The 22764-nt window shown below is 74.9% G+C and carries 24 protein-coding genes; 7 read left to right on the top strand and 17 right to left on the bottom strand.

Features of this window, described 5'->3' with window-relative positions; genetic code table 11:
• Positions 1 to 140 precede the first annotated feature (140 nt).
• Entirely contained in the window at positions 141 to 362 is a 222-nt protein-coding gene (locus tag AB0L34_RS06830; protein WP_357453325.1) for a DUF2631 domain-containing protein, read from the top strand.
• Between the two features lie 100 nt (positions 363 to 462).
• On the opposite strand, the gene AB0L34_RS06825 is transcribed toward AB0L34_RS06830, so the two are convergent.
• From AB0L34_RS06825 to AB0L34_RS06785, 9 genes are all read right to left on the bottom strand, one after another.
• Positions 463 to 1908: a DivIVA domain-containing protein gene (locus AB0L34_RS06825; RefSeq protein ID WP_363702526.1), complete on the bottom strand. Its 1446-nt coding sequence runs from the start codon at positions 1906 to 1908 to the stop codon at positions 463 to 465.
• 31 nt (positions 1909 to 1939) lie between these two features.
• Positions 1940 to 3088 (bottom strand): 23S rRNA (adenine(2503)-C(2))-methyltransferase RlmN, encoded by a 1149-nt coding sequence (gene rlmN / locus AB0L34_RS06820; RefSeq protein ID WP_363702524.1) that lies wholly within the window; start codon positions 3086 to 3088, stop codon positions 1940 to 1942.
• Positions 3089 to 3192: 104 nt separating this feature from the next.
• Entirely contained in the window at positions 3193 to 4404 is a 1212-nt protein-coding gene (locus tag AB0L34_RS06815; protein WP_363702590.1) for a phosphatidate cytidylyltransferase, read from the bottom strand.
• Between the two features lie 309 nt (positions 4405 to 4713).
• Positions 4714 to 5271, bottom strand: a complete 558-nt coding sequence (frr, locus tag AB0L34_RS06810; RefSeq protein WP_091096739.1) for a ribosome recycling factor — start codon at positions 5269 to 5271, stop codon at positions 4714 to 4716.
• A 78-nt stretch (positions 5272 to 5349) separates the two neighbouring features.
• A complete protein-coding gene (gene pyrH / locus AB0L34_RS06805; RefSeq protein WP_357453337.1) occupies positions 5350 to 6117 on the bottom strand; it encodes a UMP kinase in 768 nt (255 codons plus the stop codon).
• A 163-nt stretch (positions 6118 to 6280) separates the two neighbouring features.
• Positions 6281 to 7108 (bottom strand): translation elongation factor Ts, encoded by an 828-nt coding sequence (gene tsf, locus AB0L34_RS06800; RefSeq protein WP_357453340.1) that lies wholly within the window; start codon positions 7106 to 7108, stop codon positions 6281 to 6283.
• A gap of 135 nt (positions 7109 to 7243) precedes the next feature.
• Positions 7244 to 8089 (bottom strand): 30S ribosomal protein S2, encoded by an 846-nt coding sequence (gene rpsB, locus AB0L34_RS06795; protein ID WP_350704894.1) that lies wholly within the window; start codon positions 8087 to 8089, stop codon positions 7244 to 7246.
• Between the two features lie 436 nt (positions 8090 to 8525).
• Complete coding sequence (locus tag AB0L34_RS06790) at positions 8526 to 9827, bottom strand: hypothetical protein (protein WP_363702521.1); 1302 nt, start codon at positions 9825 to 9827, stop codon at positions 8526 to 8528.
• 113 nt (positions 9828 to 9940) lie between these two features.
• A complete protein-coding gene (locus AB0L34_RS06785) occupies positions 9941 to 10423 on the bottom strand; it encodes a diadenosine tetraphosphate hydrolase (protein WP_363702519.1) in 483 nt (160 codons plus the stop codon).
• Between the two features lie 247 nt (positions 10424 to 10670).
• Between AB0L34_RS06785 and AB0L34_RS06780 the strand changes: the two genes are divergently transcribed.
• From AB0L34_RS06780 to AB0L34_RS06770, 3 genes are read left to right on the top strand one after another with little or no spacing between them, the layout of a single operon-like run.
• Positions 10671 to 11030 (top strand): YraN family protein, encoded by a 360-nt coding sequence (locus tag AB0L34_RS06780; RefSeq protein WP_350704888.1) that lies wholly within the window; start codon positions 10671 to 10673, stop codon positions 11028 to 11030.
• A 51-nt stretch (positions 11031 to 11081) separates the two neighbouring features.
• Positions 11082 to 12602: a YifB family Mg chelatase-like AAA ATPase gene (locus tag AB0L34_RS06775; protein ID WP_363702516.1), complete on the top strand. Its 1521-nt coding sequence runs from the start codon at positions 11082 to 11084 to the stop codon at positions 12600 to 12602.
• Positions 12599 to 13846, top strand: a complete 1248-nt coding sequence (locus AB0L34_RS06770) for a DNA-processing protein DprA (protein ID WP_363702514.1) — start codon at positions 12599 to 12601, stop codon at positions 13844 to 13846. Before AB0L34_RS06775 ends, AB0L34_RS06770 begins: the two co-directional genes overlap by 4 nt.
• 17 nt (positions 13847 to 13863) lie before the next feature.
• Here the strand turns inward: AB0L34_RS06770 and AB0L34_RS06765 are convergent, their stop codons facing one another.
• Positions 13864 to 14199, bottom strand: a complete 336-nt coding sequence (locus tag AB0L34_RS06765) for a hypothetical protein (RefSeq protein ID WP_363702512.1) — start codon at positions 14197 to 14199, stop codon at positions 13864 to 13866.
• 511 nt (positions 14200 to 14710) lie between these two features.
• Between AB0L34_RS06765 and AB0L34_RS06760 the strand changes: the two genes are divergently transcribed.
• Positions 14711 to 15850 (top strand): tyrosine recombinase XerC, encoded by a 1140-nt coding sequence (locus AB0L34_RS06760; RefSeq protein WP_363702588.1) that lies wholly within the window; start codon positions 14711 to 14713, stop codon positions 15848 to 15850.
• Positions 15851 to 15967: 117 nt separating this feature from the next.
• On the opposite strand, the gene AB0L34_RS06755 is transcribed toward AB0L34_RS06760, so the two are convergent.
• On the bottom strand, positions 15968 to 16558 hold the full coding sequence (locus AB0L34_RS06755; RefSeq protein ID WP_357453355.1) for a GNAT family N-acetyltransferase: 591 nt from the start codon (positions 16556 to 16558) through the stop codon (positions 15968 to 15970).
• 92 nt (positions 16559 to 16650) lie between these two features.
• Between AB0L34_RS06755 and AB0L34_RS06750 the strand changes: the two genes are divergently transcribed.
• Complete coding sequence (locus AB0L34_RS06750) at positions 16651 to 17832, top strand: aminotransferase class V-fold PLP-dependent enzyme (protein ID WP_363702510.1); 1182 nt, start codon at positions 16651 to 16653, stop codon at positions 17830 to 17832.
• A 9-nt stretch (positions 17833 to 17841) separates the two neighbouring features.
• Here AB0L34_RS06750 and AB0L34_RS06745 read toward each other — a convergent pair whose 3' ends face one another.
• The gene (locus AB0L34_RS06745) at positions 17842 to 18591 is read right to left on the bottom strand and encodes a M23 family metallopeptidase (RefSeq protein WP_363702508.1); all 750 of its coding nucleotides are present in this window, start codon (positions 18589 to 18591) and stop codon (positions 17842 to 17844) included.
• Between the two features lie 193 nt (positions 18592 to 18784).
• Between AB0L34_RS06745 and AB0L34_RS06740 the strand changes: the two genes are divergently transcribed.
• Entirely contained in the window at positions 18785 to 19414 is a 630-nt protein-coding gene (locus AB0L34_RS06740; protein WP_357453361.1) for a class I SAM-dependent methyltransferase, read from the top strand.
• A 120-nt stretch (positions 19415 to 19534) separates the two neighbouring features.
• Here AB0L34_RS06740 and AB0L34_RS06735 read toward each other — a convergent pair whose 3' ends face one another.
• The 5 genes from AB0L34_RS06735 to lepB (AB0L34_RS06715) are packed head-to-tail and all read right to left on the bottom strand — an operon-like array spanning position 19535 to position 22702.
• A complete protein-coding gene (locus tag AB0L34_RS06735; RefSeq protein WP_007075222.1) occupies positions 19535 to 19858 on the bottom strand; it encodes a DUF2469 domain-containing protein in 324 nt (107 codons plus the stop codon).
• Positions 19855 to 20667, bottom strand: a complete 813-nt coding sequence (locus tag AB0L34_RS06730; RefSeq protein WP_363702506.1) for a ribonuclease HII — start codon at positions 20665 to 20667, stop codon at positions 19855 to 19857. Before AB0L34_RS06730 ends, AB0L34_RS06735 begins: the two co-directional genes overlap by 4 nt.
• Positions 20661 to 21149, bottom strand: a complete 489-nt coding sequence (locus tag AB0L34_RS06725; RefSeq protein ID WP_350704872.1) for an NUDIX domain-containing protein — start codon at positions 21147 to 21149, stop codon at positions 20661 to 20663. The genes AB0L34_RS06730 and AB0L34_RS06725 overlap by 7 nt, the downstream gene beginning before the upstream one ends.
• A 48-nt stretch (positions 21150 to 21197) precedes the next feature.
• Positions 21198 to 21818, bottom strand: coding sequence for a signal peptidase I (lepB, locus tag AB0L34_RS06720; protein ID WP_363702504.1), 621 nt, complete (start codon positions 21816 to 21818; stop codon positions 21198 to 21200).
• Positions 21815 to 22702 carry a signal peptidase I gene (lepB, locus tag AB0L34_RS06715; RefSeq protein ID WP_363702502.1) on the bottom strand — a complete coding sequence of 296 codons (888 nt, stop codon included), beginning with the start codon at positions 22700 to 22702 and terminating at the stop codon, positions 21815 to 21817. The genes lepB (AB0L34_RS06720) and lepB (AB0L34_RS06715) overlap by 4 nt, the downstream gene beginning before the upstream one ends.
• Positions 22703 to 22764: the final 62 nt, after the last annotated feature.

Below are 22764 nucleotides of genomic sequence, written 5' to 3'. Positions count from 1 at the left end.
GCACGCGAGGGCCGTTCGGGCCGGCGCCCGGGCGTCGACGCGGATCGTGCGGTCCGCCCCATCCGGCCGGACCCAGCGCCGAGCCTGGCAAGGGGCGTGCCAGACTAACCGGAGATCCGATCGCGAGGGAAGGACCGACAGTGGCAGGAAGCGAGCCGGTAACGTCGCCAGACCAGCACAAGCCGGGGCACCGCAAGTCCGGGCGGATCGGCGCGGTGCTCACCGCGCTGGCGCTGCTGGCGATGCTCTGCGGCAACCACGAGGGCAGGGTCGAGGACATCTGGCTGATCGGCCTGGCCGTGCTGCTGCTGGTCATCGTCATCGGCGACGCCGTGCTGCGGCGCAACGGCCTGCGGTCCTGACCGTACCCCGTCAGCCGGCGTCAAGCCGGTCCACGCGCCGGAGACGACACGCACGAGGGCCCGCCCCCCGACCGGGGAGCGGGCCCTCGTCGTACGCGGGTCAGCGGCGGAACAGGATGTCCTGCACGTCCTTGAGCGCGGCGTCGACCTCGGCCTCGAAGTAGCCGCCGGGCACCAGCCCGAAGCGCAGCGTGTCCAGTTCCTTCGGGTTCACCGGCATCGGGTTGCGCCCCTGCATGCCGCCGAGCAGGGTGTCGAAGAACCGGTCGACCTGGTCCGGGTCGTACCCGCTGCCGAACCGGCGCACCTGGAAGCTGCGGCGGATCTGGTCGACGCGGTAGAGGTCGCTGCCGGGCGGGCCAGCCATCGGCGGGCCACCGACCGGCGGGCCACCGACGGGCGGGCCACCGACGGGCGGGCCACCGACCGGCGGGCCGGCCATCGGCGGCGGGCCGCCGTAGCCCTGCTGCGGGGGCGGCCCGGCCGGACCCCGGCCCCGCAGGTCGCGCAGCTCCCGCTCGGGCATCCGGATCTCGGCGGTCATGTCGGTGCGCCCGTGCCGGCCGGCCTCGAAGCCGTCGAAGCGCGGCTCGTCGCCGTAGCCACCCGGGCCGTCGCCGTAACCGCCGGGACCGTCGCCGTAACCGGGGCTGTAGCCACCCGGACCGTCGCCGTAGCCGCCCGGGCCGTCACCGTAGCCACCGGGGCCGTCACCGTAGCCACCCGGACCATCGCCATAGCCGCCGGGACCGGCCGGCAGGCCGCGCGGGGGCGGGCCGCCGTGACCCATCGGCGCGCCCGGACCCGTCGGGCCGGGGCCGCCCGGGCCGCGGTGCGGCTCGTAGCCACCCCGGGGGCCGTCGTAGCCCCCGGCGAAGGCGCCGGTCGGCTCGTCGTAGCGGCCGTAGCGGTCGGCGGAGGGGCCGGCCTGGGTGGGCATCGGCCGGGGCGGCATCGACTGCGGACCGGGAGGCATGCCGCGATCGTCGCGCATCGGCGGGCCCATCCGGTCCGGCGGGCCCATCTGGTCCGGCGGGCCGAACCGGTCCGGCGGGCCCATCCGGTCCGGCGGACCCATCTGGTCCGGCGGGCCGAACCGATCCGGCGGCCCCATCGGATCCGGCGGACCCATCCGATCCGGCGGGCCAAGCCGGTCCGGGGGGCCCATTCGATCCGGCGGACCCATCCGATCCGGCGGACCCATCCGGTCCGGCGGGCCGAGCCGGTCCGGGGGGCCCATCCGGTCCGGCGGGCCGAGCCGGTCGGCGGCCCGAGGGTCGCCGCCGCGGCCACCGACGCCGCCGCGCTCCTCCAACTCGGCCAGCTGCCGCTCGACCCGGTCCAGGTGCAGGTCGACCTGCCACTCGTCGTAGCCGTTGAAGCGGACCCGGAAGACGACGTCGTGGACCTCCTGGGAGGCCACGGGGGCGCCGACCGGCTGGCCGTCGAGCGTCGCCTCGACCCGGTCCAGGAAGGCGTCGACCTCGTCGACCTTGTATCCCCGGCGGAGCGCCTTACGCCGGAAACGCTGACCCTGACTCGCCACTATGTCTCCTGGTCTCGTTCGCTACGCCCGGTCACGCAGTCTCCCCGGTCCGGTCGGTGTCCCTGTTGTCGACGGCGGCGGCGAGCTGCCCACACGCTCCGTCGATCTCGCGACCCCGGGTGTCCCGCACCGTCGTCGACACCCCGGCCTCACGCAACCGCCGGACGAACTCCCGCTCGACCGGCTTCGGGCTGGCATCCCACCGGCTGCCAGGAGTCGGATTGAGCGGGATGAGGTTCACGTGGGCCAGCTTCCCGGCCAGCAGCCGCCCGAGCAGATCGGCTCTCCACGGCTGGTCGTTCACGTCCTTGATCATCGCGTACTCGATCGACACGCGACGTCCCGTCGTCGCCGCGTAGTCCCACGCTGCGTCCAGCACCTCGGACACCTTCCAGCGCTGGTTGACCGGCACGAGTTCGTCGCGCAGCTCATCATCGGGGGCGTGCAGCGACAACGCAAGGGTCACCGAGAGGTCTTCGCTGGCCAGCCGGCGGATGGCCGGCACGAGGCCGACCGTGGAGACGGTGATGTGGCGCTGCGACAGCCCCAGCCCCTCCGGCGCCGGGGCGACGAGCCGGCAGATCGCCGCGACCACCCGGGAGTAGTTGGCAAGCGGCTCGCCCATCCCCATGAAGACGACGTGCGACAGGCGGGGCGGTGATCCCGCCACCGCGCCGGAGGCGGCCACGCCGGCCAGGTAGACCGCCTGGTCGACGATCTCCGCGGTGGACAGGTTGCGGGTCAGCCCGGCCTGGCCGGTGGCGCAGAACGGGCAGGCCATGCCGCAGCCGGCCTGGCTGGAGATGCAGACGGTGACCCGGTCCGGGTAGCCCATCAGCACGCTCTCCACCAGCGAGCCGTCGTGCAGCCGCCAGAGCGCCTTGCGGGTCGCGCCGTCGTCGCAGGCCAGCTCGCGGACCGGGGTGAGCAGGCGCGGCAGGAGCTGGTCGGCGAGCCGGTCCCGGGCGGCGGCCGGGAGGTCCGTCATCTGCGCCGGATCGCGCACCAGGCGGCCGAAGTAGTGGGTGGAGACCTGCTTGGCGCGGAACGCCGGCTCCCCCAGCTCGGCGACCAGCGCGCGGCGGCCGGCGAGGTCGAGGTCGGCGAGGTGACGGGGAGGCATCGCGGGCCGGCGCCCGGGGGCGTCGGGGTCTGCGGGGATCAGGGGCAGGCTCGTCATGGCGGGTCCAGTCTGTCACGCCGGACGGCCGACGCACCTGTCCGGAGGTGCCGAATCGACCCCCACCGCCCGGCCGGGGCCCGCGACGGCCGGTGATTCACGCCTCACTCCAGCACCGGGACGAAGACCGCCAGCAACAGGTACGCGGTCGGCAGCGCGAAGAGGATCGAGTCGAGCCGGTCCATCAGGCCGCCGTGCCCGGGGAGCAGGTTACTCATGTCCTTGACCCCGAGGTCCCGCTTGATCATGGATTCGGCGAGGTCACCGAGGACGGCCGCACCGGAGACCGCCAGCCCGAAGAGCGCGCCCCACCACGGGGCCACGTCGAAGAGCAGCCAGATCAGCAGGGCGCTGCCCAGCGCCGCGGCGGTGACCGAGCCGGCGAAGCCCTCCCAGGACTTCTTCGGGCTCACCGAGGGAGCCATCGGGTGCTTGCCGAAGCTGACGCCGGCGGCGTAACCGCCGGTGTCGGAGAGCACCACCGCGACCAGGGTCACCAGCACCCGCAGGTGGCCGTCGTCCGGCGACGCCGCCAGCAGCGCGGCGAACCCGCCGAGGAACGGCACGTACACGGCGATCAGGGTGGCGGCGGTCAGGTCACGCTGGAAGCCGCGCGGCCCGTCGCCGAGCCGCCAGACCATCGTCCCGAGCACGGTGACCAGCAGGCCGAGGCTGAGCGCGTCGGGACCGGCGAACCAGGCCAGCCCGACGGTGAGCACCCCGCCGGCGATCAGGGGCACCAGCGGCGGGTGGGCGCCGCTGCGGCGCACCGCCCGGGCCATCTCCCAGCTGCCGACCGCGACCGCGCCGGCCACCACCACCAGGAAGGCGGGCGGGTAGAAGAACAGCGGGACCACGATCAGGGCGCCGAGGGCCACGCCGACCGCGATGGCGGCCGGCAGGTTGCGCCCGGCCCGGCTCGATGCGGGCTGCTGCGTCGGGGGCCGGTCGGCGCTGGCCCGGCGTCGGCCGCGCTGCCGCCGGCCCGGGGCCCGCGCGGGCTCCGGCTCCGGCTCGGCGTCCCGCACCGGTTCCAGTTGGGTCGTCGGGTACTCGGAGTCGTCCGGGTGGTGACCGTTCGTCCCGGCCGGGTGGTCGTACGGGGCACCGTCCGCGCTTCCCGGCTCGGAGTGGGCGTCGACCTGCGGGCGGAGGCGGGTGTGCGGCTCGGCGTACGTGTCAGGGGCGACGCCGGGCCGGCGGTGCCACTGGCCGGGCTCCGTCTCGGGCTCCGGCCAGGGCAGGGCGGGGGCGGGGCGGTCGGGGCGGTCCCAGCCGCGGGGCTCGGCGCTGCCGTAGGGGTCGAGGTGGGACATCACGCGCCGAACGGGCCCGGCACGAGATCCACCGCATGACGCACAACCACAACCATTCCCCTACCCGCGCGACTGTTCCGTCCGGTTGACCCGCCCGACGGCCGGCCGATCCCCACCGTTCACCGCAGGGTGGCCGGGAATCGTGCCGAGCCTACTGCACCCGTCGTGTCCCCACGCCGGACCGTGTCCCGCGCCCGTCCCCGGGGCGGCGGGCGCAACGACGGTGGCACCGGACCCCGCTGCCCGGTGCGGGCGCGGCGCCGGTGCCACGGTGTCGTCGTCGCCGCCGGTGGTCACCGGCGTACGGCCTCAGACCTCGAGGAGCTCGTTCTCCTTGTGCTTCACCAGCTCGTCGACGGCGGCGACGTAGCGCTGGGTCAGGTCGTCGAGCTCCTTCTCCGCGCGCCGACCGTCGTCCTCGCCGACCTCGCCGTCCTTGACGAGCCGGTCGAGCTCCTCCTTGCCCTTGCGGCGGATGTTGCGGATGGCCACCTTGGCCTCCTCACCCTTGTGCCGGGCGACCTTGATCATGTCGCGGCGGCGCTCCTCGGTCATCTGCGGGAGCAGGATGCGGAGCTGGTTGCCCTCGTTGTTCGGGTTCGCGCCGAGGTCGGAGTCGCGGATCGCCTTCTCCATGGCGTTGATCTGCGAGTTGTCGTACGGCTTGATGATCACCATGCGCGGCTCGGGCACGCCGATGGACGCCATCTGGGGCAGCGGGGTGGGGCTGCCGTAGTAGTCAATGATGATCTTGGAGAACATGGCGGCGTTGGCGCGACCGGTGCGGATCGCGCCGAACTCCTCCTTGGCGTGCTCGATGGCACGCTCCATCTTCTCCTCGGCCTCGAGGAGGGTGTCGTCGATCACCGGTCTCCTCGCCTCCTTCTTGTGCTCGTCGTGGCTTGTGGTGTCGGAGGAACCGCTGAACGCGGTCGCGAGACCCGCTCAGGCGGTGATCAGGGTGCCGATCTTTTCGCCACCCACGGCCCGGATGATGGTGTCGTCGCCCTGCGCGCCGAAGACCAGCATCGGCAGGCCGTTCTCCATGCACAGGCTGAACGCGGCGGCGTCCGCGACCCGCAGGTTGCGGCGCAGCACCTCGGAGAAGGTGATCGAGTCGAACTTGCTGGCGGTCGGGTCGACCCGCGGGTCGGCGGTGTAGACGCCGTCCACGCCGTTCTTGCTCATCAGCACCACGTCGGCGCGGATCTCCAGGGCGCGCTGGGCTGCCACCGTGTCGGTGGAGAAGTACGGCATGCCGGCGCCCGCGCCGAAGATGACCACGCGCCCCTTCTCCAGGTGCCGGATGGCGCGCAGCGGGATGTAGGGCTCGGCGACCTGGGCCATCGTGATCGCGCTCTGCACGCGCGTCTCGACGCCCTCCTTCTCCAGGAAGTCCTGCAGCGCGAGGCAGTTCATCACGGTGCCGAGCATGCCCATGTAGTCGGCACGGGCCCGGTCCATGCCGCGCTTCTGCAGCTCGGCGCCCCGGAAGAAGTTGCCGCCGCCGACCACCACCGAGACCTGCACACCGCGGCGCACCACGGTGGCGATCTGCCGGGCGACGGCCTGCACCACGTCCGGGTCCACGCCGACCGCGCCCCCGCCGAACACCTCGCCGGAGAGCTTCAGCACCACCCGTCGGGCCCGGCCGGGGGGCGGCGCCGTCGGATCGTCCGCCGCCAGACTCCGGTTACTCACAACCTGCGTCATCCGCCCCGCCCTTCCCCATGCGCACGTCCCGTACGCCGCGTACCGCAAAACTGCCGTAGCCGACCCTATGTGACAAGGAGGCCGCGGTGCCTGTCACGTACACCGGCGGCCTCCTCGTCGACGTTTACCCTTCCCGCGGACGCACGACGCGCCCCGGGGCGGCTCAGGCCTGGCCGACCTCGAACCGCACGAAACGGGTGACCTCGATGCCGGCCTCGGTCAGCATCTGCTTCACCGTCTTCTTGTTGTCGGCGACCGACGCCTGCTCGATCAGGACGTAGTCCTTGAAGAAGGCGTTCACCCGACCCTCGACGATCTTCGGCAGGGCCGCCTCGGGCTTGTTCTCCTCGCGGGCGGTCTGCTCGGCGATGCGCCGCTCGGACTCGACGACGTCGGCCGGCACCTCGTCACGGGTGAGGTACTTCGGCCGCATCGCGGCGATCTGCATGGCGACGGCACGCGCGTCGGCGTCGCCGGCCTCGTCGGTCTTGCCCGTGTACTGCACGAGCACGCCGACCGCCGGGGGCAGATCCTGGCTCTTGCGGTGCAGGTAGACCGCGGTGGTGCCGTCGAGCTTGGCGAACCGGTTGAGGACCAGCTTCTCGCCGATCTTGGCGGACTGCTCCTGGACCAGGTCGGCGACGGCCTTGCCGTCGAGCTCGGTGGCGAGCAGCTCCTCGGCGGTGCCGACGCCGCTGCGCTCGCCGTGCTCGACCAGCCGCTGGGCCAGCTCGATGAAGGCGTCGGTCTTGGCGACGAAGTCGGTCTCGCAGTTGAGCTCGAGCAGCGCCTGGCCGGAGTGGGCGATCAGACCGTTGGCGGCCGTGCGGCCGGCCCGCTTGCCGACGTCCTTGGCGCCCTTGACGCGCAGGATCTCGACGGCCTTGTCGAAGTCGCCCTCGGCCTCGGTCAGCGCCTTCTTGCAGTCCATCATGCCGGCGCCGGTCAGGTCGCGGAGCTTCTTGACGTCCGCGGCGGTGAAGTTGGACATGGCTCTCTCTTCGGTGTTGAGACTGCGGGTGGGTTGGTCCTGGTGCCGGTTACCCGGATCCGGGCGCGACGTGCCCGGCGTACCGGCCGCTCCCCGCCGTCCGAAAAAACGGACGGCGGGGAAGCGGCGGCGCGGTCACTCCGCGGCGGCGGTCGCCGGCTGCTCGGCCGGCTGCCCCTGCTGCTCGTCGGCCTTCTTCGGCTCCTCGAGCAGCTCGCGCTCCCACTCGGCCAGCGGCTCGTCGGAGGCCACACCCGGCTCCGGCTTCTCGTCGGTGCCCCGACGACGGCCGGAGCGGGCGATCAGGCCGTCGGCGACGGCGGCGGCCACGACCTTGGTCAGCAGCTCCGCCGAGCGGATCGCGTCGTCGTTGCCCGGGATCGGGAAGTCGACCTCGTCCGGGTCGCAGTTGGTGTCGAGCACCGCGATCACCGGGATGCCCAGCTTGCGGGCCTCGTCGACGGCGATGTGCTCCTTCTTGGTGTCGACCACCCAGATCGCGGCCGGGAGCTTCTGCATGTCCCGCAGACCGCCGAGGGTGCGGGTCAGCTTGTCCTTCTCGCGGGAGAGCTGCAGGGTCTCCTTCTTGGTGTACCCGGCGGCCGTGCCGCTCAGGTCACCCAGGGCCTCCAGCTCCTTCATCCGCTGCAGCCGCTTGTACACCGTCTGGAAGTTGGTCAGCATGCCGCCGAGCCAGCGGTGGTTGACGTACGGCTGGCCGACCCGGGTCGCCTGCTCGGCGATGGCCTCCTGGGCCTGCTTCTTGGTGCCGACGAAGAGGATGCTGCCACCCTCGGCGACGGTCCCGCGCACGAAGTCGTAGGCCTTCTCGATGTAGTCGAGGGTCTGGCGCAGGTCGATGATGTAGATACCGTTGCGCTCGGTGAAGATGAAGCGCTTCATCTTCGGGTTCCAGCGCCGGGTCTGGTGCCCGAAGTGGACACCGCTCTCCAGCAGCTGGCGCATGGTCACGACGGCCATGGTGGGGTACTCCTTGCGTCCCTGGTTGTCCCGCCCGGCCGGCGGCCGGGCGTCCTGGCGCCCGGTCGCCGGCCATGACGGGCCCGACCAAGATCGGGACCAGGGAGGCCGTCGCCCCACGACGACTCGTGGAGAGGGCGCGCGAGGTCGACCGCACGAGGCGGTCGCCAGTCGACCAGTGTACGCCCCTTCTCCGCCGCCGCCGCTGCGGGTGGCGGGAAGGGGTCAGAACGCCCATTTCCGGCACCGCAGGCCCACGCCGGGGGGCCGAGGTGGGCCGGGGGGGGCGGCGACCGCCGAACCCTCATCGCCAGCGCCCGCCGGGCGACCGCAGCTCGGGCCGCGTCAGGCCGTGGGGTGGGAACCCGCCGGGCTCGGCGAGACGCTCACCCGCGACGGCGTGTCCCGCAGCGCGGATCGCCGGCTCGGGCCGGCGTCAGCCGACCGCGAGGGCGGCGGCGACGAACAACACCAGACCCACGGTCAGGTAGGCCGTCGGCGGGCGCAGCCAGCCCCGGCTCCCCTCCGCCAGCGACAACCCGCCGGTACGCAGCCCGTACAGGCCGATCGCGAAGATCGGCAGGCCGCAGACCAGGAAGGTGCCCGCCACGACGTCGGCGGCCGAGACCGGGTCGCCGGTCACGCCGCCGAGCAGCACCCGCAGCGCGGGGACCTCGAACACCGCGACCAGCAGGGTGAAGAGCGCAGCCAGCGCGGGCCGGCGGGTCCGGTAGACCCCGTCGCCCGCCGGCGGGGACGGGTGCGGGCCGACCACCGGCGGATAGACCGGCACCTCCCCGGGCGGCATGTCGCCACGGGGGCCGATCGGCGGCATCGGTCCGGTCGGCATCTCCAGCGGGTTCGGCGTCCCGACCGCCGGCTGGGGCGCGACGACCGGCGACTCCGGCGGGCTCGCGGACTCGGCCCCCCGGTGGGGCTCGACGATCGGATAGCCGCCCAGCGGGGCCGGGCGGGTCGGCTCGTCGGCCCGCTCGACCGGGCCCGCACCGGCCAGCGCGTCGACGCCCGACGTCGAGACCGCGTCCCGCGACTCCCTCGCCTCCCGCGCCGCGCGTCGACCCGGCCGGTCGGCCGGCAGCTCGCCGGAGACCTCCGGGTCCGACTCGGCGCGCCGGGCGCGACTCGCCCGGTATCCCTCGGTCTCCGCCCGGTCGTCCCCGAGCGACGGCACCGCGACGAACCGTCCCAAGTCGCTCTCGGCGCCGCCGAACCGCCCGGACGCCGGCTCTACCGCCGCGAACCGGCCGGAGTCGGGCTCAACCGCCGCGAAGCGGCCCGAGTCCGGCTCAACCGCCGCGAAGCGACCCGAGTCCGGCTCGACCGCCGCGAAGCGGCCCGAGTCCGGCTCGACCGCCGCGAAGCGACCCGAGTCCGGCTCGACCGCCGCGAAGCGACCGGAATCCGGGTTGGCCACTGCGAAGCGACCCGAGTCCTCCGGGCCGCCGAAGCGGACCCGGTCGGCATCGACAGCGCCGAAGCGTCCCGAGGCGGGCTCATTCGTCGTACCGAAGCGGCCCGGCTCACCGCGCCGGCCGGTCGCGGCCTCGCCGTGCCGGCCGTCCTCTGCGACGCGGCGCTGCTCGGGGGTGCTCAGGTCGTCGTCCCGGTGCCGGGTCTCGGCCGGTCCGCGCCAGTCCGGCTCCCCGTAGCCACGGTCGCGGTCTGCGGGATACCAGCGCGACTCCTGATCTTCGGCAAAGCTCCGTCGTCCGTCCACGTCCGGCACCGTATGCGACCGGCTCCACAGGCGCCATTCGCCCCTCGGACACCCACGGCGGCCGAGCGGCCGGGCTCCGCGGGACGACGGTCCAGGGGGCAGCGCGACGGCGGTCAGGGGCGGGAATCCGCAAGCCGGTCCAGCTCCGCGGCGAGCTGCGCGCGCAGCTCGCCGTGCGCGGGCCCGAGGGCGTACGCCGGATCGCGCCACACCTGCGTCGGATAGCGGTAGACCGGTCCCTGCCGCAGCTCGGCCGGCTCCCAGTCGTACCGGGGGCGCACGTGCGCGTGCAGGAAGGCGTCGAGGTTGCCGAGGATCTCGTAGTTGATCCGCCGGAAGCCCGGGTCCCGCCGGGCGCAGACCCGGGCCACCGCCTCGCCGAGCAGGTCCATGTCCGCCAGGAACGCCAGTCGCCGCCCCCTGGGCAGGTCGGTCAACCGGTCGACCGACGGGTCGTCCGTGATCAGTACGCAGTATCCCGGGAGGTGCTGGTTGTCGCCGATCACGGCGAACCCGGCGGAGAGCCGGCGGAGGACGGTGGGATTCGCGCCACGCAGGGCCGCGCGGACCCGGTCGCTCCGCCAGTCGACGCTCATCCGTCGCACGCTAGCGGACGGCCGGGTGTCCGGGGGTTCCCCGCCGACCGCCTCGGTACCACCGCCGCTGAGGCGGCGTGGGCCGGCCCGCCCGCGGCAGCACGAACTCCTCGGACCAGCCGCGCCCACGGCGGTCCACATAGCACAGCACGAACATGATCGTCCGCTCGTCCACAGCCCGTCCGCCTGTCCACAGGTCGGCGACGCGGGGCGGCGGAGGCCGCCCGGGCCGGGCACGGTGCCGGGCATGACGAAGCGGAACCAGGCGGTCGGCGCGTACGGCGAGCGGTGCGCCGTCCGGCACCTGATCGGGGCGGGGCTGCGCCCCGTCGCCCGGAATTGGCGCTGCCCGGCCGGGGAGATCGACATCATCGCCTGGGACGGGCCGGTGCTCGCCTTCTGCGAGGTGAAAACCCGCCGCTCGGACGAGTTCGGCCCGCCGGCCGAGGCCGTCGTACCGGCCAAGGCCCGCCGGTTGCGCGGGCTCGCCGCCCGGTGGCTGGCCGACACCGGCACCACCGCGGACGAGGTGCGCTTCGACGTGATCTCGGTACGCCTCACCGGCGCCGGCGCCGCCCGGGTCGAGCACCTCAAGGGTGCGTTCTGAGATGGCCGGACGCAGCGGACGGATCTCCGATGGCCTGGGGCGGGTGGCGGCGTGAGCTACGCGAAGGTGCTCTGCGTGGGCCTGGTCGGCGTCACCGGGCACCTGGTGGAGGTCGAGGCCGACCTGGCGGCCGGTCTGCCGGCCGTCGTCATCTCGGGGCTGCCGGACACCGCCCTGCACGAGGCCCGGGACCGGGTCCGCGCGGCGGTGGTCAACTCCGGGCAGCGGTGGCCCAACCGCCGGATCACGCTCAACCTGCTGCCCGCCGACCTGCCCAAGTTCGGCTCGGCGTTCGACCTGGCGATCGCGGTGGCCCTGCTGGGCGGCTCGGGCGAACTGCCGCTGCTGCCGCTGGAGCGCGTGGCGGTCCTCGGCGAGTTGGGCCTCGACGGCACCGTCCGACCGGTGCGCGGCGTACTACCGATGGTCGCCGCGGCCGCCCGGGCCGGCGTCGAGCGGGTGATCGTCCCGGCCGACAACGCCGCCGAGGCGGCGGTCGTCCCCGGGGTCCGGGTCCGGGCGGTCGACACGCTACACCGGCTGGTCAGCTTCGTCCGTGACGGCACGCCCCTGATCGAGCCGGAGGCGGGCGGCCCGGCACCGGCCGGCGACGGGCCCGACCTGGCCGAGGTCGCCGGGCAGGGGCTGGGCCGGCGGGCGCTGGAGGTGGCCGCGGCGGGCGGGCACCACCTGGCGCTGCTCGGGCCGCCGGGCGCCGGCAAGACCATGCTCGCCGAGCGCCTCCCGTCGATCCTGCCCGAGCTGGACGACGAGGCCGCGCTGGAGGTCACCGCCCTGCACTCGATCGCCGGGCTGCTCCCGCCGGGCGGCCGGTTGCTGCGCCGCCCGCCGTTCCAGGCGCCGCACCACACGGCGACGGTGCCGTCCCTGGTCGGCGGCGGTTCGGGGCTGGCGCGTCCCGGCGCGATCTCGCTCGCCCACCGCGGGGTGCTCTTCCTCGACGAGGCGCCCGAGTTCAGCCGGGGCGCGCTGGAGGCGCTGCGCCAGCCGCTGGAGAACGGCCGGGTCCGGCTGGCCCGCAGCCGCGGCGGCGCCGAATACCCGGCCCGTACGCAACTCGTGCTGGCGGCCAACCCGTGCCCGTGCGCCAAGCCGGCCGGGGACGCCTACTGCGAGTGCCCGCCGCAGGCCCGCCGGCGCTATCTCAGCCGGCTGTCCGGTCCCCTGCTAGACCGGATCGACGTGCAGGTGAAGCTGCCACCCGTCCGGGCGGCGGAGCTGATGGAGGCCACCGTGGACAGCGAGTCGTCGGCCACCGTCGCCCGCCGGGTGGCAGCCGCCCGGGAGGCCGCGGCCGCACGCTGGGCGGTCCTCGGCCGCCGGCTCAACGCGGAGATTCCCGGGCCGTACCTGCGTCGACCGCCCTGGCGACTGCCCGGGCCCGACACCGCCGAGCTGCGGGCGCGACTGGACTCGGGGTCGCTCTCCGCCCGGGGCTTCGATCGGATCATCCGCCTGGCCTGGACGATCGCGGACCTCGACGGCCGGGACCGGCCCGACCGGGAGGACGTCCGGGAGGCCATTCAACTGCGAACGGGGGACGGCACGTGAGCACCGACGAGGAGACGCTGGCCCGGGTGGCGCTGACCTGGCTCGCCGAGCCGGGCACCCGGTCGGTGCACCGGCTGGTCGACCGGCTCGGCCCGGCGGCCACACTCGACCTGCTGCTCGACGGGGGCGCGCCGGACGAGGCGTTGCGGGCGACGGTGGCGGCGCGCACCGCCGCCGGAGACGCCCGGGCGGTCGCGGCCGAGGCGCTGGCCCGCGGGGAGCGGCTCGGGGCCCGGATCGTGGTCCCCGGCGACGACGAGTGGCCCGACCGGGTCGACCAGTTGCGCGGGCTGCGGCTGCCCGGCGCGTACCGCCGGGTGGACACCGAGACCGCGCCGCCGCTCTGCTTCTGGGTACGCGGCTCGTGGCCGCTCGCGGAGGCGCTCGACCGCTCCGTCGCGGTCGTCGGCGCCCGGGCCGCCACCGGGTACGGCACGCACGTCGCCACCGAACTCGGCTACGGGCTCGCCGACCGGGACTGGACCGTCGTCTCCGGTGGCGCCTTCGGCATCGACGCGGCGGCCCACCGGGGCGCGCTCAACGCCGGGGGCATCACGGTGGCCGTGCTCGCCTGCGGCGTGGACCGTCCCTACCCGATGGGCAACGCGGCACTGTTCGACCGGATCGCCGATACCGGGCTGCTGGTCAGCGAGTGGATCCCGGGGGCCGACCCGCTGCGTCCCCGGTTCCTCATCCGCAACCGGGTGATCGCGGCGGGGACCCTCGGCACCGTGCTGGTGGAGGCGGCGGCGCGCAGCGGCGCCACCCAGACCACGCACCGGGCACTCGCGCTGGCGAAACCGGGGATGGTGGTGCCGGGCCCGGTCACGTCGGCGATGTCGGTGGGCACGCACGAACTGCTGCGCGAGCACCCGAAGGCCCGGCTGGTCACCGGGGTCGCCCAGGTGCTGGAGGAGGTCGGGCGGATCGGCGAGCTGGCGCCGGTGCCGCGCGGCCCGCAGCGGCCGGTCGACCAGCTCGACGACGACGCCCGGTCGATCGTCGAGGCGCTGCCCCGCCGGGGCGCCGTGGGGGTGGACGTCCTCGCCGCGCGGGCCGGCGTCGCCGTCCGCACCGCCCTGCGGAAACTGTCGATGCTGGAGGAGTTGGCCCTGGTGGTCCACCGCGCGGACGGATACGCCCTCGCGCCGCCGGCCGGCGCGGGTCGGGCCGGCCGGGGGCGGCGCGGTCACGACCAGCCGCCGCACGCAGGCGGGCGGACGGGCGAGGAGGCCCGACGCTGAACGGGCCGACAGCCCGGTCAGTCCCCCTCGAAGCGGATCTCCATGTCGCGGTCCGGCCGGCAGTGCCGCGCCAACAGGTCCAGGCGGCGCACGTGCGTCACCTCGGGCGTCGTCCGGGCCACCTCGGCGAGGCGATCCAGCTCGGCAAGAAGCTGTGGCGTCTGGTCGGCGGGGACCACCAGCTGACCGACGGGGTCCACCCGGTCCAGCAACGGGGTACGCCCGGTGCCGCGGGCCCGCTCGACGAGATCCAGCAGCACGTCGTCGGGATCGGGCAGCACCTCGGCCGGCACGAGGCGGCGCCGGCCCGAGCCCGCCCCGACCACCCGGTAGAGGACGACGTCGACCCCCATGCCCGGTCCCCCTTCGTCGAGCACCGTCCGTCGCGTCGCGACGACGACCTGCGCTCACCCGTTGGTACGACAAGTCTGCGCGCACCGGCCGCGGTAATCCATCACCCCGCCCGCACAGGCGGGAGAGCTTCTGCCCGTGGGGCCCGCGCCGGCACCCGCCGGCCTCGGACCCGTCCCGCCCCGTCATCCCGACCTCGGAGCCGTCCCGCCCCGGTCGAACCGGCCGGTCGCGCACCCGCCCCGCGGCCTGGCGCCCCGCCGGGATCGGGTGGACCGGGCGCGTGGTCGCCGGGTCCCGCCGACCGTAGGCTGGCGCTGTGCCAGAGGATCCACCACCGCCGGCCTGCACGAGGGTCGGGCCCCACCGACCGCGCCGCCCACGATGCCGGCGGCCGGCCACGGGGAGCGGAACTGCTTGCCGGGGGTGCCGACGGTGGCGGCGAAGCGGGGCGTCGCGGTGAGCCGGGAGCCGGCCGGCACCCGGGCGACGCACGAGGCGCTCCCGTCGGCGATGCGCGAGGCGGTGGACGACTTCGCCGGGCACCTGGCCGGGGTGCGCAACCGGTCCACGCACACGGTCCGGGCGTACGTCGGCGACGTGGTGTCGCTGCTGGACCACGCGCGCCGGATGGGCTGCGCCGAACTGGCCGAACTCGACCTGACGGTGCTGCGCAGCTGGCTGGCGAAGCAGCGGACGATGGGCGCCGCGCGGACGTCGCTCGCCCGCCGGGCGGCCTCGGCGCGGGCGTTCAGCGCCTGGGCGCACCGGTCCGGGCTCCTCCTCACCGACGTGGCGGGTGCGCTGGCCAGCCCCCGCGCCCACCGGGACCTGCCGACCGTGCTCCGCGCCGACCAAGCCGCCGCGCTGGTCGAGGCGCCCGGCCGGTCCACCCCGGGCGCGCCGACGCCGCCGGACACCGTCGCCGGGTCACGGCCCCGAGTCCTCGCGCCGGGCGGACGCCTCACCGCTCCGGACAGTGCTTCCGGTCCGACGGAGACGGACACGGCGGACGGAGACCCGGCGGCGCACACGGCGGACGGGGACCCGGGGGCGCACACGGTGGACGGGAACGCGGCGGCGCACACGGCGGACGGCACCGCCAGGGCCGGCGCCGCGAGCGGGGCCACGGCGGACGGTACCGCCGAGGCCGTGGTGCTGCGGGACAGGGCGCTGCTGGAGCTGCTCTACGGCACGGGCGTACGGATCAGCGAGGCGTGCGGCCTCGACATCGCCGACGTCGACCACGCGCGGCGGGTCGTGCGGGTGTTCGGCAAGGGCGGCCGGGAGCGCGCGGTCCCGTACGGGGTGCCGGCGCAGCGGGCGCTCGACGAGTGGCTGCGGCACGGCCGCCCCGCGCTGGCCGGGCCGCACTCCCGGGAGGCGCTGCTGCTCGGCGCCCGCGGCGGGCGGCTCAACCCGACGACGGCCCGACGGATCGTCAGCGGGTACGCCGAGGCCGCCGGGCTGCCCCCGGTCAGCCCGCACGGGCTGCGGCACTCGGCGGCGACCCACCTGCTGGAGGGCGGTGCCGACCTGCGGGCGGTGCAGGAGCTGCTGGGGCACTCGTCCCTCGCGAGCACGCAGATCTACACCCACGTGTCGGTGGAGCGGCTCCGCGCGGCCTACCGCCAGGCCCATCCCCGCGCCTGAGCGGTGGGAGGGAGCCGGACGGCCATGCCCGACGTCGCGGCGATGGCCCGGCCGCTGGGGCCGCCGGGATGCTGGCCGGTGTGGTCGCCTGGCAGCTGCGGTCGCCGGCGTCGACCGTTAGGAACGGCGCGGCGACGAGCCCGGGCCGTCCGGGGCAGAGCCGCGGAGCAGCACGTGCGGCGGTCGGCCCAGGTCCAGACACATCCGCACGTCGTCGTAGCGCTCGTCGCCCACCTCGATGACGTTCGGCAGCCGGCCCCATTCGCGGAACCCCAGCCGCTCGTAGAGCTCGATGGCTCCGTGGTTGTTGCCGCGTACGCCCAGCGCGAGGGTCTCGATACCGGCCTTGCGGGCGTCGTCGATGAGCGCCCCGGTGACCAGCCTGCCGATGCCTCGGCCGCGGGCGGCCGGGTGCGCGGTGATCTTCTCCAGGTCGGCGTAGTGGGCGAAGATCGGCTTCGGGCCGCGCCGCCACAGCCCGGTGCCCACGACCCGGGAGTCGAGCACGGCGAGGACCAGCGCGGCGTCGCCGGCCCCGACCAGGCTCAGCACCCCGTCCAGCCAGGCGTCGGTCTCGGCGCGGCCGGGCGGGACCGCGTACCCGATCGCGCCACCGTGCTCGGCAACCGCGTGCAGCACCCGGTGCACGTCGGCGCGGAGCTGTTCGTCGGCGGCGGTCGGCCAGCGCAGTTCCACGAGGGTCTCCACGATCCGCCATTCTGCGGGATCGAGCGGGGTCGACCGGCACGGACACCCGGCGGAACGCCGGCCGGAGATCCACCGGCCGCTACGATCACCGGGTGAGCGTCCCGCAGCCGCCAGAGCCGATCGCGGCAGCCCGCCTGCTCTTCTCACTCGACCCGGCGGTCAGCCACCTCAACCACGGCTCGTTCGGCGCGGTCCCGGTCCCGGCGCAGCGGGCCCAGCAGCGGCTGCGCGACGAGATGGAGGCCAACCCGCTGCGCTTCTTCACGCAGGGGCTGGTCGACCGGATCACGCACACCCGCCGCCACTTGGCCGGATTCCTGGGCGCCGACCCGGACGGCACCGCCCTGGTGCCGAACGCCACCACCGGCGTGGCGGTGGTGCTCCAGTCGCTCGGCCTGCGCCCCGGCGACGAGGTGCTCACCACCGACCACGGCTACGGCGCGGTCGGCCTCTCCATCGCCCGCGAGTGCCGCCGTACGGGGGCGGTCACCCGGGCGCTGCGGGTGCCGCTGGCCGCCACCGACGAGGAGGTCGTCGAGATCGTCCGCGCGGGGCTGCGCCCCGGCCGGACCCGGCTGCTCGTGGTGGACCAGCTCACCTCGGCCACCGCCCGGCTCTTCCCCGTCGCCGCGATCGTCGGGGTGGCCCGGGAGCACGGGATACCGGTCCTGGTCGACGCCGCGCACGCCCCGGGCATGCTGCCGACCCCGGTCGGTGGCATCGGCGCCGACTTCTGGGTGGGCAACCTGCACAAGTGGGCGTACGCGCCGCGCGGCAGCGCCGTGCTGGTGGTCGCGCCACCGTGGCGGGAGCGCATCGAGCCGCTGGTCGTCTCGTGGGAGCAGGAGTCGGGGTTCCCCGGTCGGGTCGAGTGGGCGGCGACGCAGGACTACACCGGCTGGCTGGCCGCGCCGGTGGGCCTGTTCACGCTGCGCAGCCTCGGCGTCGACCGGGTACGGGCGCACAACGCCGCACTGGTGGCGTACGGCCAGCGGGTGGTCGGGGACGCGCTGGGGGTGGCCCCCGCCGACCTGCCGAACCCCGGCGGGCCCGGGGTCGCCATGCGGATCGTCCCGCTGCCGGCGGGCCTGGGCGCCACGTTCGACGCGGCGCGGGCGCTGCGGGAACGCATCGCCGAGCGGCTCGCCACGGAGGTGGCCGTCATGGCCTGGAACGGGCGGGGCTGGCTGCGGCTGTGCGCGCAGGTCTACAACACCGCCGACGAGTACGAGCGCCTCTCGGTGCGGCTCCCCCCGCTGCTCGCCCAGCGCTGAGCCGCCGCCTCACCGCCGCCCGCCATTGCCTCTCCCGGCCGCCCGGCACACCCACGCCTGCCCGACACCCGCCTGCCCTGGCCCACCCGCACGCCCGACCCGCCCGCACGCCCGGCACGCCCGGCGCCGCCTTTTCCCGGCACGCCCGACACGCCCGCCGCCCGGCGACGGGCCGGTGCCGGCGCCGTCGAGCGGCAGCAGCCGCACCGGGCCGAGGCCGAGCAGCGCCAGCGGGTCGAGGTACTCCGCGCCGCGCCGCAGCCCCCAGTGCAGGCAGGCCGGGGCGGGGCAGCCGGGATGGCCGGCGAGCAGCGCGCCCAGCGGCTCCCCGGCGGCGAGCCGGTCGCCGGGGCGGACCGCCGGCGACACCGGCTCATAGGTGGTCCGTAGTCCGTCGGCGTGCCCGACGCTGACGACCGGGCGGCCGGCGACCATGCCGGCGAAGAGGACCGTGCCGGCACCGGCCGCCCGCACGGTGGCGCCCGGCGCGGCGGCCAGGTCGACGCCCCGGTGGCCGGGCAGCCACGGCTGCGGCGGCGGGTCGAACCGGCGGACCGGGCGGGGCGCACCGTCGAGCGGCCACCGGAATCGCGCCGCCCCGGGTGTCGGGGCCTCGGGCAACGGCGGAAGGTCGGGTGCCACGGCCGCCGCCGCCCCGACCGGCGCCGGAACCGGCCCCGTGCCGGGCACGGCGGCCGGCCCGAGGGACAGCAGTGCGGCGCAGAGCGCGGCGACGCCGGTACGGGTTGCTGGTCGCATGGGCGCAGCCTGCTCGGCGAGGGTCCCGCCCCGCCACCCCGGTCACCCGCCCCTGTGGACGACGGGTCTCCTGTGGACAGCAACCGGAACCTGACGTGATCTGCTATGTGCGGACTCGACCGGCGCGCTCCTCCCCGTCCCCAGCGCCACGAGGCGTCCCCCGACCGGCGGGGCCGACGCCTACGCTGGGCCGGTGACGCGGGACTGGTACGCCTGGCACGCCGACTACGAGGACCCGGGGTCGGCGCTGTCCCGCCGGCTCGCCGAGGTGCGGCTGCGGGTCGGGGAGGCGCTCGACGCGGCCCCGCCCGGCCCGCTGCGGGCGGTCAGCCTCTGCGCCGGGCAGGGACGCGACCTGATTCCCGTGCTGGCGGCCCACCCCCGCCGCGACGACGTGACTGCCCGGTTGGTGGAGATGGATCCCCGCAACGCGGCGGTGGCCCGGTCGGCCGCCCGCGCGGCGGGTCTGTCGTCGGTGGAGGTGGTGGTCGGCGACGCGGCGCGCACCGACGTGTACGCGGATCTCGCCCCGGCCGACCTGGTGCTGGTCTGCGGGGTGTTCGGCAACGTCGGCGAGGCGGACGTCCGCGCCACGGTGCGGCACTGCGCGGCGCTCTGCGCGACCGGCGGCACCGTGTTCTGGACCCGGCACCGGCGCAGCCCCGACCTCGTGCCGACCATTTGCGGGTGGTTCGCGCAGGAGGGCTTCGTGCCGGTGGCGGTGAGCAGCCCGGCGGACGGCGTGGGCGTGGGCGTGCACCGGTTCCTGGGCGAGCCCCGTCCACTCCCGGCCGGGGTGACGATGTTCGCGTTCGTCGACTGAGACCGGGCACACTGGACGATCAGGTCGGGGGCGAGTTCGAGGGCCGCGTGGCGGGTGGGAGCACCGACGGGGCCGGGCGCGCCCGGTGGTCGGGCCACCGGGCGGGACGTGGGCGGTGGGTCAGCCGCCGAAGCCGGAGTCGGCGGGGAGGGAGATGTCGGGCTTCTCCAGCTCCTCGACGTTGACGTCCTTGAAGGTCATCACCCGGACGTTCTTCACGAACCGGGCGGGACGGTACATGTCCCACACCCAGGCGTCGTGCATCTCGACCTCGAAGTAGACCTCACCGTCGGAGTTGCGCACGTGCAGGTCCACCTGGTTGGCCAGGTAGAACCGGCGCTCGGTCTCCACCACGTAGGAGAACTGGCGGACAATGTCGCGGTACTCCCGGTAGAGCTGAAGCTCCATCTCGGTCTCGTACTTCTCGAGATCTTCCGCGCTCATCGCACTCCGCCTTCCATGACCACATCTTCCCCCACCGACGCCGGAGGCCGAGGCTGCTCGCCCAACGCCACGCCGACGGTACCCCCTGCCGGCCCGGAGCGCTCCATCGGCTCGTCCGGCCTTGCGCTCACCGGGCGACGTGCCCTGGGTGGGGCGCCGTCCCGACCGGACACCACCGCCACGTTGACGTACGAGAACCGGTGCTCCCGGCACGGCCCCCGCTCCCGCAGCGCCGCGCTGTGCTCCGGCGTGATGTAGCCCTTGTGCTCGGCGAACCCGTAGCCGGGGAACGTCCCGTCCAGCTCGACCATGATCCGGTCCCGGGTCACCTTGGCGAGCACGCTGGCCGCCGCCACGCAGGCGGCCACCCGGTCGCCCTTCCACACCGCCAGCCCCGGCACGTCGAGGCCGTCCACCCCGAAGCCGTCGGTCAGCACGTACTCGGGGCGGGCGGCCAGCGAGGCGAGGGCGCGGCGCATCGCGGCCAGGTTGCACACGTGCAGGCCCCGCTCGTCGACCTCCTCCGCCGGGATGACCACCACGGAGTACGCCAGGGCGCGGGCGACGACCTCGTCGTAGACCCGCTCCCGGCTGGCCGGGGTGAGCAGCTTCGAGTCGGCCAGCCCGTCGATCTCGCCCCGGCGCCCCTCGGGCAGGATCGCGGCGGCGGCGACCAACGGGCCGGCGCAGGCGCCGCGGCCTGCCTCGTCGGCCCCGGCGACGTGCCGGAAGCCGCGCCGCTGCAACGCCCGCTCCAGCGCGTAGAGCCCGCCCTCGCGGCGTACCACCGTGCGCGGCGGCGTCAGCACGGCACACCTCCGTCGGCCGCCGGCGCCTCGGCCAGCGCCCGGCTCAGCACCGCCGGCAGGTCCGGCGGGTAGTAGCGCTCGTCGGTGGCGGCCAGTTCGGCCAGCGGCCACCACCGGTGGGCGGCGACGCTGGCCCGCTCGATCTCGCTGAAGCCGGCGGTGTCGACCTCGTGATCCGCCACCCGCACCAGGAAGAACTCCTGCTCCTGCCGGTACCACACGCCGTCGAACGGGAACTCCGTGACGTCGCGGTGCACCGGCGCGCCGAACGCCGGGGCCGGCAGCCGTAGCCCGGTCTCCTCGGCCAACTCCCGCGCGGCGCCCTCGGCGTACGTCTCGCCGGGGTCCAGGCCGCCACCGGGGGTGAACCACCAGCGGCCGTGCTCGGGACGGGCCGGGTCGGAGCCGCTGAAGAGCAGCACCCGACCCGCCGCGTCGACGAGCAGGACGCGGGCCGCGCGCCGCGGGGTGTAGTCGGTCACCGCACCAGCCTGCCAGACGCCGCCGACAACGCCCACGCCCGGCGGCCCCTACGGCTCGGGGATGCCCTCGAACTCCTTCGGGACACTCAGCCAGGTGGCCCGGTTGACCGGCCAGAAGACGGTGAACGCCCGCCCGACGACCTCGTCCTCGGGGATGGTGGCTGTCGTGATGTCCTGCCCGGACTGCTGCCAGTGCTCCAGCGAGTCGCCCGACGCCTCGCGGTGGTCGCCCATCACCCAGAGCCGTCCCTCCGGGACGGTGATGTCGAACTCCTCGGCGGTCTTGTCCCCCGGATAGATGTACGGCTCGTCCAGCGGCTTGCCGTTGATCACCAGCCGCTCCTGCGGGTCGCAGCAGACCACGTGGTCGCCGCCGACGCCGATGACCCGCTTGATGAAGTCCTCGCCGTCGGGGTTGCTGCTCCACTCCAGGGGGGCCTTGAAGACGATCACCTCGCCCCGGCGCGGCGACCGGAAGTCGTAGACCAGCTTGTTGACCAGCACCCGATCGTCGATCTGGAGGGTGTTCTCCATGGACGGGGAGGGGATGAAGAAGGTCTGCAGCACGAAGGCTCGCACCAGCACCGCGACCAGGATCGCCACGCCCAGGAGGATGGGCAGCTCCTTCCAGAAGGAACTGCGGGGCTTGTCGGTCTGCTCGTCAATCACGGATGGAGCCTACGTTGCCCGGCTGGGCGCCACCGTCCGGAACGCGCGAGAACGGCCAGCACGGCCACGAACGGGGCGAGCGGCACCACCCCGCCGCCCGGCGTGGGACGCACCGGGGGCGGAGCCCCGGTGGAGACGGCGGGCGGATCGGCGACGTCGTCGAAGGTGGCCGGCACCGACAGCGTGCTCCACCGCGACGACGGCCAGACCACCGCGAAGGCGCGGCCCACCACGTTGTCGATCGGCACCGGCCCCTGGCAGCGGGCGTCCTGGGAGACCAGCCGGTGGTCGCCCATCACGAAGATCTGCCCGGGCGGGACCAGGACCTCCTCGAAGCGCCGGGACCGGCACTCGCGGGGGTTCGGCGGGATGTCGAGCGGCGAGTCCCGGATGACGTACGACGACTCGTCGAGCGGCGTGCCGTTGACCAGCACCCGACCCTGGGCGTCGCAGCACTTGACCCGGTCACCGGGCAGCGCGATGACCCGCTTGATGAAGTCCTTCTCGCCGGGGCGGCTGACGCCGACCAGGTCGCCGACCGTCCGGCCGAGCTTGCCCACGAACCCGGGCTCCGGCTGCTCGTCGACCTGTGGGGCCCACCGGTCGGTGCCCCGGAAGACGACCACCTCGCCCCGCACCGGGTCGCGTACGTCGTAGACGACCTTGTTGACCAGGACCCGGTCGCCGACGAGGAGCGTGTCCTCCATCGAGCCGGAGGGGATGAAGAACGCCTGGAGCAGGAAGGTGCGGATCAGCACCGCGAGGCAGAACGCGACGACCAGCAGCAGCGGCAGCTCCTGCCAGAGCGGCATCTGACGGCGGGGACGTCGCGCCCGGCGGCGCCACGGGTCGACGCCGCCGTCCTCGTCCAGCGTCTGCACCACGCCACTCCCCGGTCAGCCGATATGACAACTACCGCCCGGGAGCCTCGTCGAGGCCCCCCGGG

The organism is Micromonospora sp. NPDC052213, from assembly GCF_040679695.1.
Classification (GTDB): Bacteria; Actinomycetota; Actinomycetes; order Mycobacteriales; family Micromonosporaceae; genus Micromonospora.
This window is presented reverse-complemented; position numbering and strand designations above follow the sequence as displayed.

Excerpts from the sequence above, each read along its gene's own strand:
- rlmN (WP_363702524.1), bottom strand. The coding sequence starts at position 3,088 with ATGACGAGCCTGCCCCTGATCCCCGCAGACCCCGACGCCCCCGGGCGC.
- AB0L34_RS06815 (WP_363702590.1), bottom strand. The coding sequence starts at position 4,404 with ATGTCCCACCTCGACCCCTACGGCAGCGCCGAGCCCCGCGGCTGGGAC.
- pyrH (WP_357453337.1), bottom strand. The coding sequence starts at position 6,117 with ATGACGCAGGTTGTGAGTAACCGGAGTCTGGCGGCGGACGATCCGACG.
- tsf (WP_357453340.1), bottom strand. The coding sequence starts at position 7,108 with ATGTCCAACTTCACCGCCGCGGACGTCAAGAAGCTCCGCGACCTGACC.
- rpsB (WP_350704894.1), bottom strand. The coding sequence starts at position 8,089 with ATGGCCGTCGTGACCATGCGCCAGCTGCTGGAGAGCGGTGTCCACTTC.
- AB0L34_RS06785 (WP_363702519.1), bottom strand. The coding sequence starts at position 10,423 with ATGAGCGTCGACTGGCGGAGCGACCGGGTCCGCGCGGCCCTGCGTGGC.
- AB0L34_RS06780 (WP_350704888.1), top strand. The coding sequence starts at position 10,671 with ATGACGAAGCGGAACCAGGCGGTCGGCGCGTACGGCGAGCGGTGCGCC.
- AB0L34_RS06765 (WP_363702512.1), bottom strand. The coding sequence starts at position 14,199 with ATGGGGGTCGACGTCGTCCTCTACCGGGTGGTCGGGGCGGGCTCGGGC.
- AB0L34_RS06760 (WP_363702588.1), top strand. The coding sequence starts at position 14,711 with ATGCGCGAGGCGGTGGACGACTTCGCCGGGCACCTGGCCGGGGTGCGC.
- AB0L34_RS06745 (WP_363702508.1), bottom strand. The coding sequence starts at position 18,591 with ATGCGACCAGCAACCCGTACCGGCGTCGCCGCGCTCTGCGCCGCACTG.
- AB0L34_RS06735 (WP_007075222.1), bottom strand. The coding sequence starts at position 19,858 with ATGAGCGCGGAAGATCTCGAGAAGTACGAGACCGAGATGGAGCTTCAG.